Here is a 24955-nt window from a genome sequence, read left to right on the forward strand (position 1 = left end):
TTCTATGCGGGAACCCTGGGTGCCCAACTTCGCGCCCCCAAGGTATCGTTGAGCGCGTCATCTTCGGGTTTGTGGTTGGAATCTCTTGCTATCGAAAGCACAACACCGATTCCAAGTAGACACGAAACTAATGCGGTCCCTCCCGATGACAGCAGGGGAAGGGGAACACCCAACACCGGGAGCAAGCCAATCACAACACCAATATTAACAAATGCTTGTCCAACAATCCACACAAGAATACTTCCGGTCACAACAGTTCCGAAAAGATCTCGGGCATTACGCATCACTCGGATCAGGGCAAAGGTGAGCACCAAATAAAGCAAGATCACAACAATAGCTCCGACCATTCCCAACTCTTCGCCGATAATTGCAAAGATATAGTCGTTCTCGGCGGCGGGAAGCCATAACCACTTGGCCTTGGAATTTCCCAAACCAACACCAAGAACTCCACCGTTTGCGATGGCCCACAGGCCGTGGAGAGGCTGCCAACACAGCCCGCTAATATCGGTTGAGGCGTCGCAGCTATCACCCGCAAAATTGAGAATACGCGCCACACGATTGGGGCTGAGAACCGTCATTGCCGCAACCGCAAGCGCTCCAAAAATCAGCGGAATCGCAAGAATTCTCATCCGCACATTCGCAAAATAAAGAGCGGACATAAAAATCGCAAACATGATTATACCCGTGCCCAGGTCAGCACCAAGCACCACCAAACCAATTGCCAAGACAGCGGCCGGAAAGACCGGGATGAGAGCGTGCTTCCAATCACGAAGCCGATCCTGCTTACGCCACAGAATAAACCCCATCCACACGATAAGACCCAATTTAAGAAACTCAGAGGGCTGCCCGGTTAATGGTCCCAATCGAATCCAGTTCTGATTCCCATAGCTTGAAATACCGATACCGGGAACAAACACCAGCAATTGCAAAAGAATGCCGGCACCCAAAAAATGCCAGGCCCACTTCTTCCAGAAAGATATCGGGAATCTACTGATAACAAGCATGAGGGGAACACCGATCAACGCGAACGTTCCCTGTCTTAAAAATGCTCCAAAAAACCCTGAATCCCCCGACGCAAACGATGTAATCGCTGACGAAGAAAGAACCATCACCAGACCAATCGCCACCAAGAAGAGCGTGGTACCCAGCACAAGAAAGTAAGTTCCACTCTCCCGACGCCGAGTTTTACCCAGAAACATCCGAGCTTGAAAAGCTGCTAATCGTGAACCGTCTTCGCGTGGTGTAGAGGCCTGATCGTCGCTAGCGGGAGGCGGAATCGCCATCCGCCTCACCTCCTAAATACTCCTGTACGGCCCGGGTAAACCTTATGCCGCGGTCTTCATAACTCTCAAATTGATCCTGGGATGCAGCCGCCGGTGCCAGAAGAACGGTATCTCCCGGCTGAGCGATCTCCGAAGCTCGGGTAACGGCTGCTACCATTATGTCCTCAGTTTCGCGCGGAGAGACCTCGAAGAGCGGCACATCGGGGGCGTGTCGCTTGAACGCGGCAAGAAGATCACCGCGCTCCAGTCCGATAATAATTGCCCCTCGAAGTCGCCCGGAGTGCTCAGCCACCAGGGAGTTCACATCCACTCCCTTCAACACTCCCCCGAGTATCCACACCACGCTTGAAAAAGAACGGAGCGCCGCGGATGCCGCGTGCGGATTTGTCGCTTTGGAATCATTAATCCAGAGCACGCCGCGAGACAAAGCAATGCGTTCCAAGCGATGCGCGCCCAGTGTAAAATTTTCCAAGGCTGCGGCAATCTGCTCAGGAGTCACCCCATAGGAGCGAGCGAGCGCCGCTGCCGCAAGAATATTCTGAACGGTATGGGGGGCGTCAAGACCCAGCTCACGCAACCGTCCAATCGTGGTAATTTCTAACGCCTGTGAGCGACGCTCCGCCAAAAAAGCACGGTCACACAGAACACCGTCCACAATTCCTATCCCACTCGGTTGTGGGGTGTCCAGACCGAAGCTAATAGCCCGGGCCCCCTCCACCACATCCGCGTTCTCTACCATACGCTCGGTAACCGGATCGGCCCGATTATAGACACAAGCGTGGAGGGTGTTCTCATACACGATTGCCTTGTGAGCGATGTACTGTTCTAGCGAGCCGTGCCAGTCAAGATGGTCCGGAGCAATATTAAGACAGACACTCGAGTAGGGCTCGATATGTCCCAGCCGGGAAAGCTGGAAACTTGACAACTCCACAACCAGCACATCAAAACCCCCTGGATCCCGCAGGGCATCAAGAACCGGAGTGCCAATATTACCCACAGGGGCTACCCGCAGCCCGGCGGTTCTAAGCATGTGGGCAGTAAGCCCCGTTGTTGTGGTTTTACCGTTGGTACCCGTTATGACAATCCAGTCGGCGGGTGTTCCCACCTTGTCACGAAGCCGCCATGAGAGCTGGATATCACCCCACACGGTAATGCCCTGCGAGGAAGCCCATTCGGGGAGCGGATGCTCAAGACGATACCCGGGAGACACAATAACCAGGTCGGGGTTTATCTCTTGCAATTGTAAAAGCTGAGCTTCGTCGCTCGGGTCTGCCACAAAAGAGACACCGATAACGGAGAGGAGGCGTTCACGATCAGGGTCACCGTGCGCCGCGATAACCGTTACAGTACAACCCAGCTCAGCCAGGGTATCCGCTACCGAAAATCCGGTGACCCCCAAGCCAAGCACCGCCACCCGCAACCCACTCCAGTCCTGGTGCCAGCTGGTCAAGGAGGAGACTCGTGCGGCTGTATCAGACACGACTGATCCACTCCGTATAGAACATTCCGATGCCCACAATCACAAAGAAACCGGCGATCAACCAGAACCGAACCACAACCGTGACCTCGGCCCACCCTTTAAGCTCAAAATGGTGATGAATCGGGCTCATCAGGAAGATACGTTTGCCCTTGGTGACTTTGAAATATAGCCTCTGCAGAATAACCGAACCAGTCTCCATCACAAAAAGTCCACCGATGACGATGAGTAGAAGTTCCGTGCGGCTCAAAATAGCAAGGGCAACCAGGGCGCCGCCTATTCCCAAGGAGCCCGTGTCACCCATGTAGATTTGCGCGGGACTCGTATTCCACCAGAGAAAACCAACCAGCCCACCCACTATGGCAGCGGCTATGACCGCAAGATCCATGGGGTCACGAGTGTCATAACAACTCATAACGTTCTGGGTGTTGCCGCAGGCCTGATTCGCTTGCCAGAACCCAATAAAAACATAGGAACCAATTGCAAGAATGGAGGCCCCAGTCGCCAAGCCGTCTAAGCCGTCGGTCACGTTTACCGCGTTGGAGGCAGAGGTCACAAGAACAATAATCCACAGCACGAATAGGAGAAGTCCAGCAACAAGTCCCAGAGACATGAAGTCGAACGGAAGATCCCGGAATAGCGAGATGTGTGTTGAGGCCGGAGTGATACCGCGTGCGTTTGCAAACTGCAGAGAGAGCAGGGCAAAAATGACGGCTACAATGACCTGGCCCGTAATTTTGGCCCAGCCTCCAAGGCCAAGGCTCTGCTGTTTACGGGTCTTGAGAAAATCATCAAGAAATCCCACGCAGCCGAGCCCCAACATCATAAAAATCACCAGTAGGGCGGAAGGGCTAACAATTCGGTCCGTCATAAGCTTCGCAGCAAAGTAGCTCAAGACCGATCCTGAGAGGAAAATAATTCCTCCCATAGTGGGTGTTCCGCGCTTTGCATAGTGTGACTTTGGTCCGTCTTCGCGAATAAATTGGCCCCATTTGAGCCGGTTAAATCCTCGAACAAAAACGGGGGTAAGAAGAAGGGAATAGAGCATCGACAGGGTTGCTGCAAGCATCAGAGCAATCATGAGAAAAACTCTCCCAATCGATCGCCCAAAAAGCGAAGACCCGCAGAGTTAGAGGATTTCACCAGCGCAATATCGCCCTCGCGAAGTTCAGTTATGAGGTAGTCATAAGCCTCATCCTGACCACTAAAAAACACGCTTTCTCCGTCCCACGATCCCTCGTTAATTGCGGTAATGTGCATTCGACGCGCGCCATCGCCGACCACAACAATTCGCGAAATGTTATAGCGAACCGCTTGTAAGCCTATGCGATCATGTTCATCGCCGGAAAATTCACCCAACTCACTCATCTCTCCAAGAACGGCAAAAGTGCGCTGTGCGGGGCTGCTGATGAGAGCAAGCGTTTTGAGGGCGGCCGTCATAGAGTCGGGGCTGGCATTATAGGCATCGTTAATAATGGTGATGTTATTGCGTCCCCCCATAACCTCCATTCTCCAGCGTTCGGCACGGGTCACAGATTCAAGAGACGCAACCGTATCTCGCAGCGGAACACCACACTCCTCGGCCACGGCAATTGCAGCTAGAGCGTTTGAAACGTGATGTTCTCCCAGTATTTTAAAATCAATCTGGCGCTCTTCCCCACTTTTTGTCACCACCCTAAAACGGGTTCCCGTCGCAGCAGCATGAACATCTGTTGCCCGGACATCGCAGTCAGCGGTAGTCCCAAACCAGATAGTGTGAGCTTTCGTCAGGTCAGACATCTTTGTCACCCACGTATCATCACGGTTGAGCACCGCTATACCGGAGCTTCCCAGGGAGCTAACCATTTCGGATTTAGCACGAAAAGTTGCTTCAATGCCACCAAAGCCACCAGCGTGAGCCAGACCCACTTTAAGCACCACACCGATATCTGGCTGGGCGATAGAGGCGAGGCGAGCGATGTCCCCCTCGGCATTGGCGCCCATTTCCGAGATGAGAAAGTCGGTCTCCTCGGTAATACGAAGCATGGTCAGCGGAGCACCCACCTCATTATTAAACGAGTTGGTTGGGGCAACCGTCTCTCCCCGGGTCTGCAAAATATCCAGAAGAAGGTTTTTTGTGGTGGTTTTTCCGTTCGACCCCGTGATGCCGATGACTCTCATGCGGCCCAGCCGCTTTACTCGGGAAACCACTTCGCGCGCCAGATCCGCCAGAGCGATAACAGAGTCTTTTACGACAATCTGTGCGATTCTATCGTCAATCTCTTCTTCAACAATGGCTAGGTGAGCACCCCGCTCGTACGCAACACCCACAAAGCGATGTCCATCGGTGGTTTCTCCACGCTTGGCAAAAAAAATCTGTCCGGGAAGGACAAGCCGGGAATCTGTTTGTGCGTCACCAGATACTCTATCTGTGGGTAGCCGGCCCGAGGAGCCCACAACAAGAGTCCCGCTCATTATCTGAGCGATATCATCCAGAGTAATTGAGATCATGTATGGAAGTTTACCTTTCAACGTGCGAACCCTCGCCACACTCCGTGGCTGGAGAAAACAAAGACCACTGCGCACACAGCAAACTGCGTGCGCAGCACACTAGTATCTTTTGGGGAGAGGCACGGCCGGAACCGTTGAGGGGGGAACCGCATACGTTTTAATTGCCGCCTGAGCAACATCACGGAAACCGGTAACGGAGTCACGGGCACCAACAGAGTTGGGCGGGTATCCCAGCGTGAAAACCACAACGTATTGCGGATCCTCAGCAGGAAAATACCCTGCAAAAGAATACACGTATATGTCACGATACGCACCCGTGTTTGGGTCGGTCTGCTGCGCCGTTCCCGTTTTTCCGGCAATGCGGTAACCGGGAATGTCAACATAACTGCCCAGAGAGGACTCTGACGAAAACATTTCAAGCATGTCGGTCATCGTCTTAGCCGACTCGGGCTTTACAACCTGCACCGGATCACCGGACATAAACTCTGTTACTGTTCCATCTGATGCTGTGCAGCTCTCTACAACACTCGCTGGGATACGAGTACCACCGTTAGCAAACGCCTGGTAGGCACTCGTGGTCTGGATGATAGTCGACGCTAGACCCTGCCCAAACATGGTGGTATATCCGGTCTGATTATCCCAGGCGGTCCAGTCTCGCATAATTCCGCGACTCTCGGAAGCACCCATACCCGTATTGGTGGGTTCTCCGATACCAAATTTTTTGAAGTAATCATAACGCTGCTGATTGGAAAGCTGTTCGGCCAGCATTGATAGACCCACGTTGGAAGAGTCGATCATAATCCCAGTCAGGGTGTAGGGGGTGGGTCCGTGGGGCCATGAATCGCGAAAATTGGCGCCGTTGGGTGTAACCCGTTCCCCGGGAACCATAACTCGTGTCCCCGGATTAGCAAGGCCCTGATCGATCAGAGCGGCAGCCGTGAGCGTTTTAAAGGTTGATCCGGGCTCATAGGAGTTGAGGAAAGCTCTGGAGGTACGCTTGTCCTCATCAGAGGCTGCAAAGTTGTTGGGATCCACAGAACCGTCTTCGGCAACGGCACGGAGTTTTCCAGTTTTCGCCTCCATCACAGTGGCGTATGCGTACTCAGCACCACTGACCTCTTTCTGACGATCAACTATCTGCTGCACCTGCCACTGAAGGTCTGTATTCAGGGTGAGCTTCACCGTGCCGCCGTCAACCTTGTCCTGGACCACCACCGCACTCCCCGGAAGCGCTACGCCGTCGGCGCCACGCTCGTAGGTCTCCATACCGTCCGTCGCGACCAAACAGCTCTCCTGCGAGACTTCTATACCCGCGAGTGGAGTGTTATCCCTGCCCACAAATCCGACAACGTTGCCCCCCACTGCACCATTGGGGTAGGTTCGACTGGCGTTCGGGGCGTAGGTGAGCCAGGGAACTTGGAGATCTTTAACGGCCTCCATCGTTTGGAGGTTCACAGACCTTTTTACATAGGCAAAATCAGATTTTGGATCTTTCGCAAGAGCTTCATCAACAATCTTTTGGATTTCTTCACCCGATTGGCCGGTGAGTGCGCCTATCTCCGCCAACGCTTGTTCAGATGACACATCTTCGCGCTCAGAACTACCCTCACCCATATTTTTAACACGGACAAAATCACTGACATTCCGCGGGGACATTTGCACGTCATAACGCAGCTCGGTGGTCGCTAAAATGCTGCCTTCCTCGTCGACGATATTGCCTCGGGTTCCGTAGAGCTTAAGGGGAACCGACCTCTTGTCAAGGGACGCCTCGTTGAGTTCGTCAGCCCGAACCACCTGAATATCAGCGAGTCGAAAAATAAACACCCCGATAAAAGACAAAATTACCAGGAGGGTAAGAGATGAACGCAGCCGCCCTATCCGTTGTCTCTTCACAATAATCAGCTTCCTCTACAACTGTGGTAAACCACCCATAATTTAGTTACTCTCGTGTCAACCATCTGGGAAATCATTCGATCTACCGTGTAACGGGCGCGGGCAACGATCCCTTCAAAGGTACAGCCTGCGACGGAGTTTGAGCTGGAGGCGAAACCGGAGAGCCGCCATTTCCTCTTTCCCCCGGAGATGATGACGCGGCGCCCTGACTCGGCGCCTCAGTCTGGGGAACAACTGCGTGACCGGGTTCACCCGCGGCCTGCGCCGCAGCGGCAGCCTCTTGTGCAGCTTGCTCACGAGTCGCCTGTTCCGCGGCCGCTTGTGCCGCAGCCGCCTCCGCAGCCTGTGCCGCAGCCACAGACACCTGTCCCTCAGCCCCCGCCAACGGGGTATCCGCGAGAAGGGAGTTTGCAATCCTGTTTATATCTGGCTGCGCGGTGCTTCCCCCTAGAGTTCCCAATATTGCGGAATCGCTCAGGCGTAAATATGCGGGGTGAGCGTTGACCACCATACCCAGAGCAGCCGCGTTCTCTGAAAGGTGCTGTGGTGAGGAGAGCTTCTCAACCTCTTGAGCCGCAACAAGACCGGCACGACCAAGATCACGCTCCTGCACCTGCAGCGCGGAGATTTGGTAGGCACCATCAGCCTGCGCAATACTCAAAAGGAGCTGTACCCCAAGGATTACCCCGAGGGTCGTCAGGCTGACCAGGGCGTACAAAACACTCGATCGAGCTTTGGAGCGTGTCGCCGGCACGAGCTTGAGCGGATTCTCGGTATCACGATCAACTGACGGCGTTTCGCGTGGAAGCGCGGAGTCAAAAGCCCAAAACTCCATGGGATCTATGGGTGCAGTGTTGTTGTTCATGCGATATCCCTATTTTTTATAGCGGCAATTCTCATAGCAGCACGAAGACGCACTGACTGCGAACGGGGGTTGAGGCGGCGTTCTTCCTCGCTGGCCTGTTCAGCACCGCGAGTGAGAAGTTTGAGCTCGGGTAAGTGCTCCGGAAGCTCAACGGGTAGATCCGGTGGGGCGGTTGAGGTTGCCTGAGCCAGGAGATCGTGTTTAATCATTCGATCTTCCAGCGAGTGATAGGACATCACCACAAGGCGACCACCCACGGCAAGGGTGTTAATAGCCGCTGGAATTGCTCGTTCAAGAACGACCAGCTCCTGATTAACCTCAATTCTCAGGGCCTGGAAAACTTTCTTTGCCGGGTGCCTGAGCTGACGGACAGCAGCGGGAGTTGCATCGGCCAGTATCTGAACTAGCTGCTCTGAACGGGTAATGGGAGCCACCTGACGGGCAGTTATGATGGCACGGGCGTAACGTCCCGCCAGCTTTTCTTCACCATAGCGTTCAAATATGCGCCGCAGGTTGCCCTCGCTGTAGGTGGCAAGAATTTCCTCTGCTCGAGTACCCTCAGTCTGGTTCATCCGCATATCAAGCGGAGCATCCTGGGAGTAGGAGAATCCACGCTCCGTCTCGTCCAATTGAAGAGACGAAACCCCCAGGTCGAAAAGGATTCCCTCAACCGCCGAAAGCCCCAGAGAGCGGACGGCGTCGGAGATTCGATCGTAGACGGTGTGGATCAGGTGCACACGGTTGCCAAAACGGGAAAGTCGCTGTCCCGCCAGATGCAGAGCCTCAGTGTCACGATCAAGACCAACAAGCGTCAGGTCGGGAAACCGCTCAAGCATCACGGCGGAGTGCCCACCCAGTCCAAGCGTGGCATCAACCACCGTGGCACCGGGCTTACTTATCGCAGGCTCAAGGAGTTCGATGCACCGCTCAAGCATCACGGGAATATGGATATCCTCCGTATCTCGCTCGAATGCTTGATCGGGCTTTTTCAGACCGTCCGAGTTGTCAGGGAAGCCGTCTGTTGTGAAGGAAGTACTCATAGAGTTTTCGATCTGGTCAGATTTTCTCATCCCAGATCCCCGTCCATCCAACTGACACCGGGGAAGGTGAGTCAGTGGTGATGGCTGAGGGTCTGGAGCGAGAAAAATCCGCTAAAACAGACCGGGAATCACCTCCTCCTCGATATTTGCGAACTCGGCTTCCTGAGCATTCAGGTAGTTGTTCCAGGCTTCAGCGTTCCAAATTTCTGCACGGCTTCCCGCCCCAATAACAACAAGCTCTTTGTCCAGACCGGCGTAGCTGCGAAGTGTTGCCGGGATGTTCACGCGGTGCTGCTTATCCGGGGTTTCGGAGTGTGCCCCGGAAAGAAACACTCGCAAATAGTCACGAGCCTGTTTGCTTGTCACCGGCGCCTGTCGAATCTTCTCGTGCATGGATTCAAATTCACGCGTGCTGAAAACGTACAGACATCTCTCCTGACCTCGAGTAATCACGACCCCGCCCTCAAGCTCGTCACGAAATTTTGCGGGGAGTATAACGCGCCCTTTTTCGTCCAGCTTCGGAGAAAACGTGCCAAGAAACACGGTTACGTTCTCCCTTCAGTCAGATCGATCGCTGATCAGGCGCCTCACTCGAACCATTTTCCCCCACTTTACTCCACTTCAAACCACAAATCTTGAAAAACTCCGAAAAAAAACAAAATAACCCCTTAAAAAGACTGTAATTACAAGCTTTTAAACAGTGGAGGAAAAATCAAAATTATTTCATTTTTTAAACAAAAAAAGGGGCCGGGCTTCAGCCCGACCCCTTACGGAAAGGAATCATTCAAAAAAACTAAAATTTATATAGATGCCCTAGAGTTCACCGTCTTGGCGTTTTTCCCAGCGGTCGGACATACGCTCCGAGAGTGAACGCTTGGGCTGCGCATTGGCGGCAGAACGAGGCGTTTTATGGGAGCTGCCAACCTTTGCATCGTGCTGCGGATTCCCGGAGGACTTGCGCGGTGTAATCGCATACAAGACCCCGCCGAGCATAGCGACAAAACCAATCACTCCAAGCCAGGCCAGCGAGGTAACCACTCCGGCTAACAGAACAATAATCCCCGCGATCGCCAATAGTATCCCCACAACCAAAGACCGGTAACTAGGGCGCAACTTAGCCGCGTTTGACGTGTTCACCACGTCGGACTCACTGTTATAGAGATTACGTTCCATCTCCTCCAGAAGCCGTTGCTCCCTCTCGGATAGAGCCATCTCACACCTCACAATTTCGATACAACCGTTTAGTTCATTCTATTCCTGTGTGCCGTACTAGGCTAGACACGTGTCACACAGCGCCAGACTTCTCAGCCAATTACAGGGTTGTCTTGATGACTTCCTCAACACCCGCTCCTCTATTCTGACCGATATCAGTCCAGACGCCGCCCCCCTCCTAGAACGATCACAAAACTTCCTCAGCGGCGGCAAACGATTCCGCGCCCTTTTCACCTACTGGGCCTGGCGCGGCCTTGTTGAGAACCGCGAGTCCGATCCTTTTGTGAGCACACCGCAGGGAGAAGCACTAAACGATCCCGACTCCCTGGAGGCTTCACCTCAGGCCTCCCGAGACCACTCAACAGTTATTCGGGTGGCAAGCGCACTGGAACTTTTTCACGCGGCAGCGCTTGTCCACGACGATGTCATCGACAACTCAGACACGCGCCGCGGCGCCCTCGCCGCACACAAGCAGTTTGAACACGCCCATCTCAACGGCGAATGGCGCGGCAGCGCGGCAGCGTTTGGTGTGGCCGGAGCGATCCTCCTCGGTGACCTACTTCAGTTCTGGAGCGATGAGCTTTTTAACGATGGAACGTCGGCTCTCGCAGACCAGGTATCCGCCCGAGCCGCACGTGCGCACTTCAACCGGATGCGATCCGAGGTTGCCGCGGGTCAGTACCTCGATGTGCTCGAAGAGCAGGTCTGGGGAAACGCCTCCGACGCGGAGCAGCTCGAACGCTCCACCCGTGTCCTCATCTACAAGTCAGCAAAATACACCGTGGAAGCCCCCCTCCTCATAGGTGCCGCCCTCGCCGGAGCAACCCCGGAACAGGAAGCTCTCCTCAGCGATTTTGGTCTTCCCCTGGGCATCGCCTACCAGCTACGCGACGATGTGCTCGGAGTTTTTGGTGATTCCTCAATCACGGGAAAACCCTCCGGCGACGATCTCCGAGAGGGTAAACAAACGGTTCTCATTGCGCTCACGCGGCGCGCGCTCCCCGGTAATCAGCGTCGACTCTTTGACGAACTTGTGGGTGACCCCACTCTGGACAGCGCACAGATCACCCTGTTACAAAACACCATCACCGATACGGGTGCCCTGGCGCAGGTGGAAAAAATGATCACAGAGAATGTGCAGCGCTCTCAGAGTGCCCTCGACGATGCCCCCGTCGGACCGGTAACCCGCCATCAATTACGAACCCTTGCTAACAGAGTTGCCAATCGGGTCGCCTAGAAGCATTACCCTGTTCAGCTACCCCGTAAAAGTATTACAGTAAGACCCAGGGGCTCGGGCTACCGATTAGAACGCCAGGGCTAGAGCGACCCGTCGAACTTCGGTTTTTCTACCGTTACGCAGAGCCTCGATCGGGGTGGTCCCCAGGGTATCGTTATCACTCAAAAGCCAGCTCACCGCTTCTTCGTTACTAAAGCCGGCATCCTCCAGCACCATAAGCGTTCCCTTCAGGAACGAGAGAGGTTCATCGTTGAGAACGAACGCGGAAGGAACCTTCAGAATACCCTCAACCCGGATAGCCGCAAGGTCACGCTGCTCAATAAGGCGGTGAATTCGTCCCGGCCCCACATCAAACATCTCAACTAAATCGGGAATCGTGTAGTAATCATTGTCGTGTGTCGCATGTGTCACAACAACAGAATGCCACGCCTCGGCCCGTGTACCAAGAGGACAGGGCACGTTTATACAATTTTCTTTCGGTTTAATCGCATTGTTATGGTCATTTACTATGATTTACACCGGCACACCGGAGCACTAAGCGGCTTCTCAGGTGCTTTCTACATAAAATTTTGGGGTGACTACTGCACACGTAGACCCGTTGATTGGTCGAGTACTCGATGGTCGATACGTCGTGCGCTCTCGCATAGCCCGGGGCGGAATGGCCACCGTCTACGTGGCAACAGACCAGCGCCTTGAACGCCGTGTAGCAATCAAGGTGATGCACGGTCACCTGGCCGATGATAACGCTTTTAAACGACGTTTCGATCAAGAGGCAAGATCCGCCGCCCGACTTGCCCACCCCAACGTCGTTAATGTCTACGATCAGGGTCAAGACTCTGAATTTGCCTACCTGGTGATGGAATACCTTCCGGGAATTACGCTGCGCGATCTCCTCAAAACGGAGGGCGCGCTCACCGCCGATCAGACGCTAGAGATCAGCGAGGCTGTTCTCAGTGGCCTAGCCGCTGCGCACCACGAGAAAATCGTGCACCGGGATATGAAGCCCGAAAATATTTTGTTGGCCGACGACGGCCGAATCAAGCTGGGTGATTTTGGTCTTGCACGCGCAGCCAGCGCAAACACAACAACCGGACAGGCTCTTCTGGGAACCATCGCCTATCTCTCCCCCGAGCTTGTCACCAAGGGTGTTGCTGACGAACGCAGTGACATCTACGCGTTTGGCATTGTTCTCTACGAGATGATCACTGGAGTCCAGCCGTTCACCGGCGAACAGCCGATGCAAATTGCCTACCAGCACGCCAACGATGAGGTTCCCCCTCCCAGCCTGGCTTCATCAAACTCCACACCGGAACTCGACGCCCTGGTACGCTGGGCCACCCAACGCGATCCTCAAAATCGCCCGGCAGATGCACAGGCGCTTCTGGCAGAGGTTCATCGAATACGCGCAGGCCTAGCCGATGGGATCGACCCCGCCCACACCACCGTTATGCCTCCCGGAGGCCTCCCCACTCAGGCCACCACGATATTTCCTCACACCCCCACCTCCGAGGCGACCTCCGCACTCACCTCGACGCTCCGAGATACTGCCTCGCATCCTCATAACACCCCAACCGTTACAAGCGCGAGCGAATCCTCGGAAAGCAGTATTCACGCGCTACACAGCTCCACTGTACGTCGCAGAAAACGCGGGGCGATCATCTTCCCACTTGTGCTTCTTCTTGCCGTCACTCTAGGAACGGGCGGATGGTGGTTTGGCGGTGGCCCGGGCTCTCTCATAACCGTTCCAGATGTTGTCTCCCTTCCCCTTGCCGAAGCGCAGCAAATCCTCAACGAACAGGATTTTAGGGTTCAGGTTAACCAGTGCTCGAGCGTTGATGTTCCCGCCGGTGACGTGGTCAACACAAAACCCACCGCGGGGACACGTCTTGCACGGGATACGGAGATTGTTCTGTGCGAGTCGACCGGCCCGCGCATACTGAGTGTTCCTCCCCTGAGCGGGGTACCACTGGATGAGGCGCTCCAGGCTATAACCGCTGCGGGCTTTAAGGCCGGTAGCGTTGTTGAACAACAGTTTGATACTGACCTCCCCGCGGGTACAGTGATCGTGGCGGTCACCGAAGACGGTCGGGGAGTTCCCGCAGAACTCAACGAACAGACGCTCATCAACCTCATCACCTCGGCGGGCGCACGACCACGAGTTTACGGACTTACCAGCGCCAAAGCATCCGAAGCTATCACCGCTGCGGGACTGGTGCACGATCCAAAACTCGATATTCAGAGCTTTAGCACGGAAGTTGATAAAGCTCGAGTCATCGCCCTCACTAACGTCCCGGAAACTCTGCGTGTGGGAGACTCAGTGGGGATAGAAATCTCTCAGGGACCAGAGCTTTTTGAAATTCCCAACGTATCGGGACAGACCATTCGTGAAGCAATGAACGCCCTCACCTCAGCGGGATTTGTTCCCAGCACAAGCGTAGCCGAGAAATTTGCCGGGATCGACGTGTGGGCTACAGCGCGGGTGCTCCGAACCTCTCCCGCCGCCGGTACGAGGGTAGAGAAGGGCACCACCGTCGATATTGCAGCGACCGAGTAACACGGCTACTGCCACACCACACGGAACACAAAAAACCCATAACAAAAGATCCGTGCGAACCCGTCACATATGTCAACGGGCTCGCACGAACCAGGTTTCCGCAGCAGTTAGCGAGTGAGCTCTTCTGTTACCTGAAAGGCCAATTCGAGAGACTGCATATGGTTGAGGCGCGGATCGCAGAGGGACTCGTAGCGCGTCGCCAAGCTCGCCTCATCAATGTTTTCTGAACCGCCCAGGCACTCGGTGACATCGTCACCCGTAAGCTCAACGTGGATTCCTCCAGGGAATGTTCCTACCTCTCGGTGAGCGGCAAAAAACCCCTTGAGTTCGTCCATGACGTCGTCAAAACGACGCGTCTTGTACCCTGTGGGGGTGGTGATCCCGTTCCCGTGCATGGGATCGGTAACCCACAGGGGTGTAGCGCCACTATCATGGACGGCTTTCAAAACGGGAGGCAGCGCATCCCGAATCTTGTCAGCACCCATGCGAGTAATAAAGGTGAGACGACCCGGCTCCCGGTCGGGATCAAGTTTATCGATCAGACGCAAAGCGTCGTCACCCGTAGTGGTGGGCCCCAGTTTGACACCAATGGGGTTGCGCACTCGGGAGAGAAAATCCACGTGTGCGCCATCAAGATCACGCGTACGCTCGCCGACCCACAAGAAGTGCGAGGAGGTGTTGTAAGCGGTTCCGGTGCGCGAGTCGATTCTAGTCATCGGACGTTCGTAATCCATCAGAAGTGCCTCGTGGCTCACAAAGAACTCGGTGCGCGTCATCTCCCCCAGGTCTGCACCACAGGCAATCATAAAGTGAACCGCGCGGTCAATCTCTTTTGCTAGCCGATTGTAGCGCGCATTCGCGGGATTCTCCGTGAAACCCTTGTTCCACTCGTGCACCTGACGCAGGTCGGCAAAGCCGCCCTGCGTGAAAGCCCGGATGAGGTTGAGGGTACTTGACGCTGTGTGGTACCCCTGAACGAGACGTCGCGGATTTGCCTCACGTGATTCGGGCGTGAAGTCGTAGCCGTTAACGATATCCCCACGGTAGGCGGGTAGAGTCACACCGTTACGAGTCTCGAAGTCGTTGGAGCGCGGCTTGGCAAACTGACCGGCCATGCGTCCAACCTTAATAACAGGCATGGAGGCACCGTAGGTGAGCACAACGGCCATCTGTAAGACCGTTTTAACCCTGTTACGAATCTGCTCAGCGGTTGCACCGGCAAAAGTTTCTGCACAGTCCCCACCCATCAAGAGAAATGCCTCTCCTCGAGCGGCTGCGGCTAAACGGTCACGCAGCTGATCAACCTCGCCCGCAAACACCAGGGGCGGAAACGAAGCAAGCTCGGCAGATGCTTCGCGCACCGCCGCCATATCCGGCCAGGAAGGCTGTTGCTTGGCCTCGAGATTACGCCAATAATCGAGTCCCGCCAAAACGTCCTCTATTACGGGGGTGGGGGTGTTTGACTGCTCGGACACTATTCTTCTTTCTCACGTTGAGACGGGGAAAGCCTAGGGCTCACACCGACTGGGTTAACAGGTACATCCTACCCCGCAAAACTTATGATGCAGGAATCCGGTTACGCACTGTCGACGCATAGATGTCAACGTATTCTTGTCCACTCAATTTTTGCAGTTCGTACATCAGCTCATCTGTGATGGAACGAAGTATAAAACGGTCCCCGTCCATGCCTTGAAAACGGGAGAAGTCGAGCGGCTCACCGATAACGGTGCCGATACGACGAATCTTGGGAAGCTTACTTCCGATGGGCATGGCCTTATCGGTGTCGACCATGGCAACCGGGACAACCGGCACCCCCGATTCTAAGATCATACGAGCAACACCGGTGCGCCCACGGTACATCTTTCCCGTAGGACTGCGTGTACCCTCTGGATAAATTCCCAGGAGATGACCGTTCCCTAAAACCTCAAGACCCGTATTAAGCGAGGCCTCAGAAGCTTTACCCCCGGAACGGTCAATTGGTTTCTGTCCGGTGGCAAGCATAAAGTTCTTGGTGATCCAACCGGAGAAGCCACGGCCCGTAAAGTAATCGCTCTTTGCTAGGAAGGACACGGGCCGATCAATCATTATCGGCAAAAAAACCGAGTCAATCACAGAAAGATGATTGCTGGCAAGAATCACCCCACCCTCTTTAGGGATGTTTTCTGCCCCCGTTACCCAGGGCCGATAAATCGTCTTCAAAAGCGGGCCCGCTATCAGGTGCTTCATAATCCAGTAGAACACGCTTCTCTTCTCTCCACGCTATAAACGGTTGGCGCAGGGTAGGGATCTGTCTTCGCTACACTAACCGGTTTTCATAGCGCGTATGAACCGTTAATGCTGCTCAATCCTAACAAGTTCACAGGGAGCAATTTGCAATAGTAGGGAAATACCAAAGACTTTGAACCTACAAGTATTGGCAACAGTAGGATTCATGAGGAATTAGTTTCAAAAAGGGTCCTATCCGATAGAATAGAGACACATGAACATGACAAATGACACCGGCCCCACAATGGCAGGCGTTCATAACCGGTGTCAAAGGAGCTACCGTGAAACAGGTAAACACACCCGCAATTGTAAAAGCTCAACCATCCCACAACACAACCGACCTGCTCATTGATCGAGTAAAGGCCACACCCCACCAGGTACTTTTTGCAATTCCTGCGGGCGAAGGATGGAGCGATATAACCGCTCAACAATTTCTCACCGCAGTCACACAACTAGCAAAAGGCTTTGTGGCGGCAGATATCCAGCCGGGGGACAAAGTCGGTTTCATCTGTAAAACCAAATATGAGTGGACCCTCGTAGACTTTGCACTCTGGTTCGCCGGAGCCGTTATGGTCCCCATCTACGACACCTCATCCCCGTCACAGATCCAATGGATACTTGAAGACTCAGAGGCCGTCGCGCTTATCACTGAAACAGAAACACACTTTGCACGTTTTGATGAGGTTGGCCACGACCTTCCTCGAATAAAAACTGTGCTGCGGTTAGATGAGGGAGCCCTCTCCACCGCAGCTAAAGCCGGGGTTGATATTCCCGACGAGGAGATCGAACGTCGCCGCAACCTCGCTCAGGGGTCGGATATAGCGACCCTCATCTATACATCGGGTTCGACAGGCCGTCCCAAGGGTGTGGTTCTTACCCACTCCAACTTTGTCGAGACCTCACGAAACTCTGTTGAGGCTCTGTCCATTATGCTGGTTGGCGGGGCCTCCACCCTCCTCTTCATCACGCTGGCGCACGTCTTTGCCCGTTTCATCTCGGTGCTCTGCATCGACGGTGGAATCCGTGTGGGGCACCAGGCAGATACAACACAGCTTCTCCCCGCACTTAAGTCATTTCGCCCCTCCTTCTTACTCGCTGTGCCCCGGGTGTTTGAGAAGGTGTATAACGCCTCCGAGCAGAAAGCGGAGGGTGAGGGCAAAGGAAAGATCTTCCGCGCCGCGGTCAAGGTCGCGGTAGAGCACTCACGAGCGGTTGAGAGGGGCAGCGTTCCTCTTGGCCTTCGCATTAAGTTCCGCATCTTCGATCTGCTTGTTTTCAGCAAGCTCAGGGAGGCTCTGGGCGGACAGGTCAAGTACGCTGTATCCGGTTCTGCTCCCCTCGGTGAGACACTGGGGCATTTCTACCACAGCCTCGGCATCAAGATTCTTGAGGGTTACGGCCTCACCGAAACAACCGCACCCCTCACGGTTAATCTGCCTCAGAACTTTAAAATCGGCACTGTTGGCCCACCCCTGCCCGGTGTAAGCATCCGCATTGCCGAGGACGGCGAAATCCTCGCTCAGGGTGTGGATATTTTTGATCGCTATTGGAACAACGAAGAGGCCACAAAAGAGGCTTTTACCGAGGACGGATACTTCAAAACCGGTGATGTGGGTAGCTTCGACAGTGAGGGACGCCTGATAATCACCGGGCGCAAGAAAGAGATTATTGTCACCGCCGGAGGTAAAAACGTTGCCCCCGCTTTCCTTGAGGATCCGATTCGAGCCAACCCCATCATTTCTCAGGTAACGGTTGTTGGAGACCAAAAGCCCTTTATCTCGGCCCTCATCACCCTGGACATGGAGATGCTACCCACCTGGCTCAAAAACAAAGGGCTCAATCCCGACATGTCACTCGGCCAGGCGTCAAAAGACCCAACCGTTCTGGCAGAGATCCAAAAAGCCGTCGATGCTGCAAACACGCGCGTGTCACGGGCTGAATCGATCCGCAAGTTCACCGTACTTCCGGTCGAGTACACCGAGGAGAGCGGCCACCTCACCCCCAAGATGAGCACCAAGAGAAACATTATCCTCCGCGATTTTGCGTCAGATATTGAGGCTCTCTACGCGGGTACAGCCCCACACACAGAGGGAATGTCAATCCAACACTGACACCACAAGGCCTAAAACCACGGTGCTTCTCGGATATCCCGGTACGCCTTGCCGCGATTTTCACGGTCTAGACGATCGAGATAAAGCTTGCCATCGAGGTGATCGGTCTCGTGCTGCAGAACCTGAGCCAGAAGCCCCTCCCCCTCAAGCACAACCGGCTTTCCATCCAGGTCAACGCCCTCAACCCGCGCAAATGGGTAGCGCTCGACGGGATACCACAGGTCTGGAACGGAAAGACACCCCTCACCGATGTGCTCGGGCTCCCCCCACACCTTCACCAGCACGGGATTGAGGACATAACCGACCTCCCCATCAGCGTTATAGCTGAAAGCGCGCAGATCAACACCTATTTGGTTTGCCGCGACCCCGGCCCGACCCGGCAGTTTGACACTGTCGAGCAGATCAGTTACCAGCCCGCGAACACCCGGATCACCCAGGTCTACCGGCCTGCACACCGATTTGAGCACGGGGTCACCAAATATTCGAATTACGCGTTCAGCCATTACTCAACGATACAGCCTGGAAGTGATGTCAAAGAGCCATCCAGCTCCTACCTGATAACGCAGAGAAGATCCCCAGCTTCTACCTGACGAGTACCGCTAAAAGCCAGGCGCTCAACAGCACCGCCCGTGGAGGCAGTAATCGCCGCCTCCATTTTCATCGCCTCAATACTGGCCACGGGCTGCCCGCTCTCAACCCGATCCCCCACAGCGACCTTAATGGTTACCGCCCCTGAGAACGGAGCAGCAATGTGAGCAGGATTGTCCCGATCTGCCTTTTCAGTGGCAATAGTGTCCACCGCAATGCTCCTGTCCCGCACGAACACGGGCCGCAGTTGACCGTTCATGATTGCCATAACGGTACGGATGCCCCTGTCGTCTGCCTCACCGATGGCCTCGAGCCCCAGGTAAAGCCGCACCCCCTTTGCGATGTCAACGGCGTGTTCCTCACCCGGCACAAGCCCGTAGAGATACCCGCTGGTCTCCAGCACGGAGAGATCGCCGTACTCATCACGCGTTGCCTCGTAGTGAGCAGTTGGCGCGGGGAAGAGAAGTCGATTGAGGGTCTTTCTGCGATTTTCGCTGTCAGCTACGAGAAGCGCCAGGTCTTCCGGTGCAACCCGCGTGATACCCGTCTTTACCTCGCGACCGGCAAGAACCTTGCTGCGAAACGGCTCAGGCCATCCGCCCGGAAGATCTCCGAGCTCACCCGCCATAAACCTTACGACAGAGTCGGGAATATCGTAGTTTTGAGGATTCTCCTCGAAATCTTTTGGATCAGCACGAACCGCAGCCAGGTGAAGAGCCAGGTCACCCACCACCTTGGAAGACGGTGTGACCTTGGGAACACGCCCGAGAATCCTATCGGCCTCCCTGTACATATCCTCTATCAATTCGAAATCGTCAGCCAGCCCCAATGCTATGGCCTGCTGGCGGAGGTTGGAGAGCTGACCACCCGGAATCTCATGCTGATAGACCCGACCGGTAGGGCCGGGCAACCCGGATTCAAAAGGCCGATAGATGTGACGCACGGCATCCCAATAGGGTTCAAGATCAAGAACATTATCCAGATTGATGCCGGTGTCTCGCTCGGTATCCGCCAGGGCTGCAACAAGCGAGGAGAGCGAGGGCTGACTCGTAGTACCGGCCATCGGCGCGCTTGCTGCATCCACTGCGTCAACCCCCGCATTTGCCGCGGCGAGAAGCGTAGCTAATTGCCCTCCTGCCGTGTCGTGCGTGTGCAGGTGAACAGGAACGTCAAAGCGCTCCCGAAAAGCCCTCACAAGCCGGGCTGCGGCCTCTGGGCGCAATAGTCCGGCCATGTCCTTGATCGCAAGAACATGTGCCCCGCTCTCCACTATCTGTTCCGCCAGGCGCAGATAGTAATCGAGCGTGTAGAGATCTTCGGCCGGGTCGAGCAGATTACCGGTGTAACAGACCGCCACCTCAGCCACAGAGGTTCCTGTGTTAAGCACGGCATCTATGGCCGGTCTCATCTGATCAACGTCGTTGAGGGCATCAAATATGCGGAAAATGTCAACCCCCGTGTCTGCAGCCTCGCGCACAAACGCATCCGTCACCTCTGTGGGGTAGGGCGTATAGCCAACCGTGTTACGCCCGCGCAGCAGCATCTGGATTGGAATGTTCGGCATCGCCTCGCGAAGCTGTGCAAGGCGGTTCCACGGGTCTTCTCCAAGAAATCTCAGGGCGACATCGTAGGTGGCTCCACCCCACGCTTCAACAGAAAGAAGCTCGGGGGTGAGACGAGACACATAGGGCGCCACAGCAAGCAAATCCTTGGTACGCACGCGGGTAGCAAGCAGGGACTGGTGTGCGTCGCGGAAGGTTGTTTCCGTAACTGCCAGCCTCGTTTGTGCTCTCAGATCAGCCGCAAATTTTGCGGGGCCAACCGCGAGAAGATGGTCTCGTGTACCGCGAGGAATCTCTAAGTGAAGCCCACGAGCCGGCAGCTTCTCGGAGGGGTTTGTCCGAGAAGGACGAGGACCGTGAGGTTGATTCACCGTGACATCGGCAAGCCAGCTCAGAACCTTTGTTCCCCGATCTTTGGAGCGATGCGTATCGAGCAGTTCGGGCCTCTCCTCGATGAAGCTTGTGCTCACATCCCCGAGACGAAATTGGGAATCTTCCAGAACTGCCTGCAGGAACGGAATATTGGTGGCAACACCCCGGATACGAAACTCTGCCAACGCTCTCTGAGCCCGGGTCACAGCGGCCGAAAAATCTCGACCCCGGCAGGTGAGCTTTGCCAGCATTGAATCAAAGTGAGGGCTGATCTGCGCCCCAGGATTAATAGTTCCACCGTCAAGACGAACGCCCCCACCGCCGGGGGAACGATAAGTTGTGATTTTTCCGGTATCTGGCCGGAACCCCTGTGAGGGATCCTCCGTCGTAATCCGGCACTGCAGTGCCGCTCCACGCAGGTGAATATTGTTTTGTTCCAACCCCATCTGGGACAGGGAAGCCCCGGCAGCAATCTGCACCTGAGCCTGCACCAGATCAACATCGGTGACCTCTTCAGTAACGGTGTGTTCAACCTGAATACGAGGGTTCATCTCGATAAACACATGCTCCCCGGCGCGTTCCCCCGCCGTATCCACAAGGAACTCAACGGTTCCAGCGTTTTCGTATCCAATAGACCGAGCAAACGCAACAGCATCCCGATAGAGAGCCCGTCGAGTCTCCTCGTCCAGGTTCGGGGCGGGCGCAATCTCAACCACCTTCTGGTGACGCCTCTGCACCGAACAGTCACGCTCAAAAAGGTGAACAGTCTCGCCGTTCTTGTCCGCAAGAATCTGCACCTCAATGTGGCGCGGACGCAAAACAGCCTGCTCTACAAACATGGTGGCGTCACCAAAAGCGCTTTCAGCCTCGCGCATAGCGGCCTCGAGTGCGGCGCGTAGGTCTTCTCTCCTTTCGACACGGCGCATCCCCCGGCCACCACCCCCGGCAACAGCCTTAGCAAAAACAGGAAAACCTATCTCATCGGCACCCGTAATAAGCTCATCGATGTCCTGCGTCGGCGGGGTTGATTTGAGAACGGGAACACCCGCAGCAATTGCGTGCTCCTTAGCCGTGACCTTATTGCCCGCCATTTCAAGCACCCGAGAGGATGGACCAACAAAGGTGATACCCACAGCGGCAGCAGCAGCGGCCAACTCGGGGTTCTCAGAGAGAAAGCCATACCCCGGATAGATAGCATCCGCACCAGACTCCTGTGCCACACGAATAATTTCTGAGACACTCAAATAGGCGCGAACCGGATGCCCGGGCTCGCCAATTTGGTAGGCCTCATCGGCCTTCAATCGATGAAGTGAGTTTCTATCCTCGTAGGGAAAAACCGCAACCGTTTGAGCCCCCAACTCGTACGCGGCACGAAACGCCCGTATTGCAATCTCTCCTCGATTTGCAACAAGAATCTTTGTAAACATCACAACCCTTCTACTATGAACCCAAGGAATCTGGGGGCATAGATAAACGCATGCTTATGACTCTAGAGTATGAAGCGATCTGAACAAGAAATTACGCGCAAAATACTGCAAAACGCAGGCACCTCCTGCACCCCTAAATTTAAATCTATTAGTACTTGATCAGGTTAGGGCGCTACGCTTAGTACTTGTGCATGTTTTGAGTATAAGTTCCCTTAAAGGCGGAGTTGGCAAAACCACGGTCACTCTTGGATTAGCATCGGCTGCATTTTCGCGAGGGTTACGCACCCTCGTGGTGGATCTGGACCCACAATCCGATGTCTCAACCGGCATGGACATAGACATCACGGGTCACGGAAACATCGCAGACGTACTTGAAGATCCCCGTGAAAAAAATGTTCGTGATGCCATCGCACCCAGCGGTTGGATCAAACACCACGAAGGCACAATAGATGTTCTGATCGGCAGCCCGGCAGCGATTAACTTTGACGGCCCCCACCCCAGCATCCGCGATATCTGGAAGCTGGAAGAGGCTCTTGCCAATATTGAGTCCGAATACGACCTGGTGCTGGTTGATTGCGCACCGTCGCTTAACGCACTCACCCGTACTGCCTGGGCCGCCAGTGATCGTGTACTCATTGTTACGGAGCCGGGACTCTTTTCTGTGGCCGCCGCGGACCGAGCGCTACGAGCCATCGAAGAAATCCGTCGGGGCTTAAGCCCACGGCTTCAGCCCCTCGGCATTGTGGTCAATCGAGCCCGTCCACAATCAATGGAGCACCAATTCCGTATTCGTGAAATGCGGGAGATGTTTGGCCCGCTCGTGCTGAACCCTCAGCTTCCCGAACGCACCTCCCTGCAGCAGGCTCAGGGAGCCGCCAAGCCTGTTCACGTATGGCCCGGTGAAAATGCTCAAGAAATGGCAGGGTATTTCGATCAAATCCTTGATCGGGTACTGCGCAGTGCCGATATGTCCGAGAGCAGAAACACCCCTCGTGCCAGTGCCACAACGGTTGTAGCTGCGGAGAGCGACAGCGGCGGTAACGAAGTTGACGAGGATACACCGGCACAGGAGACCTCCACGCGATAGGTGTAGCAGCAGGCATCGCTCACACGATTTTGGAGTAAGAGGCCACCCTGTACAAATTTTGGTGCTCTCGGAAGCTGTGGCTTTTTAAGAAATCTTACGTGCGGCGCGGCGAACGGAGAGCTCGTCCATTGGATCTTCTTTATGCTCGTTAAGATCAACCAGGCTGGTTTCAACCTCACGAAGCACTTTTCCAACGGCAATACCAAACACTCCCTGTCCCCTGCTTACCAGGTCGATGACTTCGTCGTTGGAGGTGCAGAGATAAACACTGGCACCGTCGCTCATCAGGGTAGTTTGGGCAAGGTCGTGAACCCCCGCCTCGTGAAGCTGCTCCACCGCAGTGCGGATTTGCTGCAGTGAGATTCCCGTATCGAGAAGACGCTTCACAAGTTTGAGGACAAGGATGTCGCGAAACCCGTAGAGTCGCTGGGTTCCTGAACCCGTGGCATTCCGCACGGTTGGTTGAACAAGCTCGGTTCGAGCCCAGTAGTCGAGTTGACGGTAGCTAATTCCCGCCGCACGAGCAGCGACCGAACCGCGGTACCCGCCGTTGTCATCCGGATCGGGAAGGCCATCAGTAAAGAGAAAACCGGTGTCGTAACGAGGCGCCCCCTCAGGCGTATTATCACTCATTGCGTACATCCTCTCACTGATCGTTTTATCTTCATCCGATGCGCTCTAGCGGCCCGGATGAGTAGCTACGATCTAACGCTATCGACCTCTCTGTCCGGTAGCAACGACATCCGCAATATCTTTTCGGCGTGTCGTCTCTAAAGTTTCACGTTAACCTTGAAACTCGCGTTTTGTCTTGAAGCGTCGTACGCATAATACTACCGCGCACCACCTCAAGATAGGAGACGATTTCTGTTGCCATGTCCGAAGCTCGCGCCCGACTCACCCCATCGTCCTGTTTGGTCACGGGAAGCAAAGCAGACTCAATCAGATCAGCCTCTCGCTCAGCAGCCGCACGAATCGAACGCAAGTGCCTAGGCTCGATGCCTAATCGCTGCAGAGAGACAAGGGCTCTCAGAACCTCGAGAGAGTCTTCTTTGTACGACTCCGCTGCGGGCAAAAGGCCAGCGCTCACCGCATCACTGAGGAGCATGGGGGTTGCTCCCGCCTCCCGCAGTAACAACTCGCGAGTGAGCACACGACGTACCGGGAGAATAGAGACGGCGATCGTTCCCACCCCACCCGGAAGCGTGGGCTCACGACCGGCGTCAATATCGCTCAAATACGCGTAAATCACCTTGAGCGGAAGATAGTGATCTCGTTGCATCGTTAAAATAAGACGTAATCGCTCAACATCGCTGTCTGAGAACTTGCGATATCCAGATTTGGTACGTGCCGGCGTGATAAGTCCCTGCTCCTCCAGAAAACGGAGCTTTGACGGGGTCAAGTCGGGAAAGTCAGGATTGAGGTGCGTAAGCACCTGCCCAATGCCCAATAAACGTCGCGTACGATTTTCCGACTGACGGGCTGAAACCGGCAC

Annotated in this window: 20 protein-coding genes; 4 read left to right on the top strand and 16 right to left on the bottom strand. The window is 54.9% G+C overall.

Annotated elements, in window-relative coordinates:
* Nucleotides 1–2: 2 nt before the first annotated feature.
* The 9 genes from ftsW to FrondiHNR_RS08300 all read right to left on the bottom strand — a co-directional run bounded on the left by ftsW (nucleotide 3) and on the right by FrondiHNR_RS08300 (nucleotide 10260).
* On the bottom strand, nucleotides 3–1283 hold the full coding sequence (gene ftsW, locus FrondiHNR_RS08260) for a putative lipid II flippase FtsW (protein WP_279352308.1): 1281 nt from the start codon (nucleotides 1281–1283) through the stop codon (nucleotides 3–5).
* Nucleotides 1261–2763 (bottom strand): UDP-N-acetylmuramoyl-L-alanine--D-glutamate ligase, encoded by a 1503-nt coding sequence (gene murD, locus FrondiHNR_RS08265; RefSeq protein WP_279352309.1) that lies wholly within the window; start codon nucleotides 2761–2763, stop codon nucleotides 1261–1263. The genes ftsW and murD overlap by 23 nt, the downstream gene beginning before the upstream one ends.
* The gene (mraY, locus tag FrondiHNR_RS08270; RefSeq protein WP_279352310.1) at nucleotides 2756–3841 is read right to left on the bottom strand and encodes a phospho-N-acetylmuramoyl-pentapeptide-transferase; all 1086 of its coding nucleotides are present in this window, start codon (nucleotides 3839–3841) and stop codon (nucleotides 2756–2758) included. The genes murD and mraY overlap by 8 nt, the downstream gene beginning before the upstream one ends.
* Entirely contained in the window at nucleotides 3838–5250 is a 1413-nt protein-coding gene (gene murF / locus FrondiHNR_RS08275) for a UDP-N-acetylmuramoyl-tripeptide--D-alanyl-D-alanine ligase (RefSeq protein ID WP_279352311.1), read from the bottom strand. The genes mraY and murF overlap by 4 nt, the downstream gene beginning before the upstream one ends.
* Nucleotides 5251–5349: 99 nt before the next feature.
* Nucleotides 5350–7143, bottom strand: a complete 1794-nt coding sequence (locus FrondiHNR_RS08280) for a penicillin-binding protein 2 (protein ID WP_279352312.1) — start codon at nucleotides 7141–7143, stop codon at nucleotides 5350–5352.
* An 82-nt stretch (nucleotides 7144–7225) separates the two neighbouring features.
* Nucleotides 7226–8008 (bottom strand): hypothetical protein, encoded by a 783-nt coding sequence (locus FrondiHNR_RS08285; RefSeq protein ID WP_279352313.1) that lies wholly within the window; start codon nucleotides 8006–8008, stop codon nucleotides 7226–7228.
* Nucleotides 8005–9078: a 16S rRNA (cytosine(1402)-N(4))-methyltransferase RsmH gene (gene rsmH / locus FrondiHNR_RS08290; RefSeq protein WP_279352314.1), complete on the bottom strand. Its 1074-nt coding sequence runs from the start codon at nucleotides 9076–9078 to the stop codon at nucleotides 8005–8007. Before rsmH ends, FrondiHNR_RS08285 begins: the two co-directional genes overlap by 4 nt.
* 81 nt (nucleotides 9079–9159) lie before the next feature.
* Nucleotides 9160–9591, bottom strand: coding sequence for a division/cell wall cluster transcriptional repressor MraZ (gene mraZ / locus FrondiHNR_RS08295; RefSeq protein ID WP_279352315.1), 432 nt, complete (start codon nucleotides 9589–9591; stop codon nucleotides 9160–9162).
* Nucleotides 9592–9861: 270 nt separating this feature from the next.
* Nucleotides 9862–10260 carry a DUF3040 domain-containing protein gene (locus FrondiHNR_RS08300; RefSeq protein ID WP_279352316.1) on the bottom strand — a complete coding sequence of 133 codons (399 nt, stop codon included), beginning with the start codon at nucleotides 10258–10260 and terminating at the stop codon, nucleotides 9862–9864.
* A gap of 70 nt (nucleotides 10261–10330) precedes the next feature.
* On the opposite strand from FrondiHNR_RS08300, the gene FrondiHNR_RS08305 reads away from it, so the two are divergent.
* The gene (locus tag FrondiHNR_RS08305; protein ID WP_279352317.1) at nucleotides 10331–11497 is read left to right on the top strand and encodes a polyprenyl synthetase family protein; all 1167 of its coding nucleotides are present in this window, start codon (nucleotides 10331–10333) and stop codon (nucleotides 11495–11497) included.
* A 66-nt stretch (nucleotides 11498–11563) separates the two neighbouring features.
* Here FrondiHNR_RS08305 and FrondiHNR_RS08310 read toward each other — a convergent pair whose 3' ends face one another.
* Nucleotides 11564–11908: an Rv2175c family DNA-binding protein gene (locus FrondiHNR_RS08310; protein WP_279352318.1), complete on the bottom strand. Its 345-nt coding sequence runs from the start codon at nucleotides 11906–11908 to the stop codon at nucleotides 11564–11566.
* A gap of 163 nt (nucleotides 11909–12071) precedes the next feature.
* On the opposite strand from FrondiHNR_RS08310, the gene pknB reads away from it, so the two are divergent.
* Nucleotides 12072–14051 carry a Stk1 family PASTA domain-containing Ser/Thr kinase gene (pknB, locus tag FrondiHNR_RS08315; protein ID WP_279352319.1) on the top strand — a complete coding sequence of 660 codons (1980 nt, stop codon included), beginning with the start codon at nucleotides 12072–12074 and terminating at the stop codon, nucleotides 14049–14051.
* Between the two features lie 107 nt (nucleotides 14052–14158).
* Here the strand turns inward: pknB and FrondiHNR_RS08320 are convergent, their stop codons facing one another.
* Both FrondiHNR_RS08320 and FrondiHNR_RS08325 read right to left on the bottom strand, forming a co-directional pair.
* On the bottom strand, nucleotides 14159–15493 hold the full coding sequence (locus FrondiHNR_RS08320; RefSeq protein WP_279354507.1) for a 3-deoxy-7-phosphoheptulonate synthase class II: 1335 nt from the start codon (nucleotides 15491–15493) through the stop codon (nucleotides 14159–14161).
* A 115-nt stretch (nucleotides 15494–15608) separates the two neighbouring features.
* Entirely contained in the window at nucleotides 15609–16292 is a 684-nt protein-coding gene (locus FrondiHNR_RS08325) for a lysophospholipid acyltransferase family protein (RefSeq protein WP_279352320.1), read from the bottom strand.
* 305 nt (nucleotides 16293–16597) lie between these two features.
* Between FrondiHNR_RS08325 and FrondiHNR_RS08330 the strand changes: the two genes are divergently transcribed.
* Complete coding sequence (locus tag FrondiHNR_RS08330) at nucleotides 16598–18427, top strand: long-chain fatty acid--CoA ligase (RefSeq protein WP_279352321.1); 1830 nt, start codon at nucleotides 16598–16600, stop codon at nucleotides 18425–18427.
* A gap of 11 nt (nucleotides 18428–18438) precedes the next feature.
* Here FrondiHNR_RS08330 and FrondiHNR_RS08335 read toward each other — a convergent pair whose 3' ends face one another.
* The gene (locus FrondiHNR_RS08335) at nucleotides 18439–18930 is read right to left on the bottom strand and encodes a peptide deformylase (protein ID WP_279352322.1); all 492 of its coding nucleotides are present in this window, start codon (nucleotides 18928–18930) and stop codon (nucleotides 18439–18441) included.
* 47 nt (nucleotides 18931–18977) lie between these two features.
* Nucleotides 18978–22376 (bottom strand): pyruvate carboxylase, encoded by a 3399-nt coding sequence (locus FrondiHNR_RS08340; protein WP_279354508.1) that lies wholly within the window; start codon nucleotides 22374–22376, stop codon nucleotides 18978–18980.
* Nucleotides 22377–22563: 187 nt separating this feature from the next.
* On the opposite strand from FrondiHNR_RS08340, the gene FrondiHNR_RS08345 reads away from it, so the two are divergent.
* Entirely contained in the window at nucleotides 22564–23463 is a 900-nt protein-coding gene (locus tag FrondiHNR_RS08345) for a ParA family protein (RefSeq protein ID WP_279352323.1), read from the top strand.
* An 84-nt stretch (nucleotides 23464–23547) separates the two neighbouring features.
* Here FrondiHNR_RS08345 and FrondiHNR_RS08350 read toward each other — a convergent pair whose 3' ends face one another.
* Together FrondiHNR_RS08350 and FrondiHNR_RS08355 are read right to left on the bottom strand one after the other, a co-directional pair.
* On the bottom strand, nucleotides 23548–24096 hold the full coding sequence (locus tag FrondiHNR_RS08350) for a MerR family transcriptional regulator (protein WP_279352324.1): 549 nt from the start codon (nucleotides 24094–24096) through the stop codon (nucleotides 23548–23550).
* Nucleotides 24097–24241: 145 nt separating this feature from the next.
* Nucleotides 24242–24955 carry a MerR family transcriptional regulator gene (locus tag FrondiHNR_RS08355; protein WP_279354509.1) on the bottom strand — a complete coding sequence of 238 codons (714 nt, stop codon included), beginning with the start codon at nucleotides 24953–24955 and terminating at the stop codon, nucleotides 24242–24244.

This window comes from Lysinibacter sp. HNR (assembly GCF_029760935.1).
Lineage (GTDB): Bacteria > Actinomycetota > Actinomycetes > Actinomycetales > Microbacteriaceae > HNR.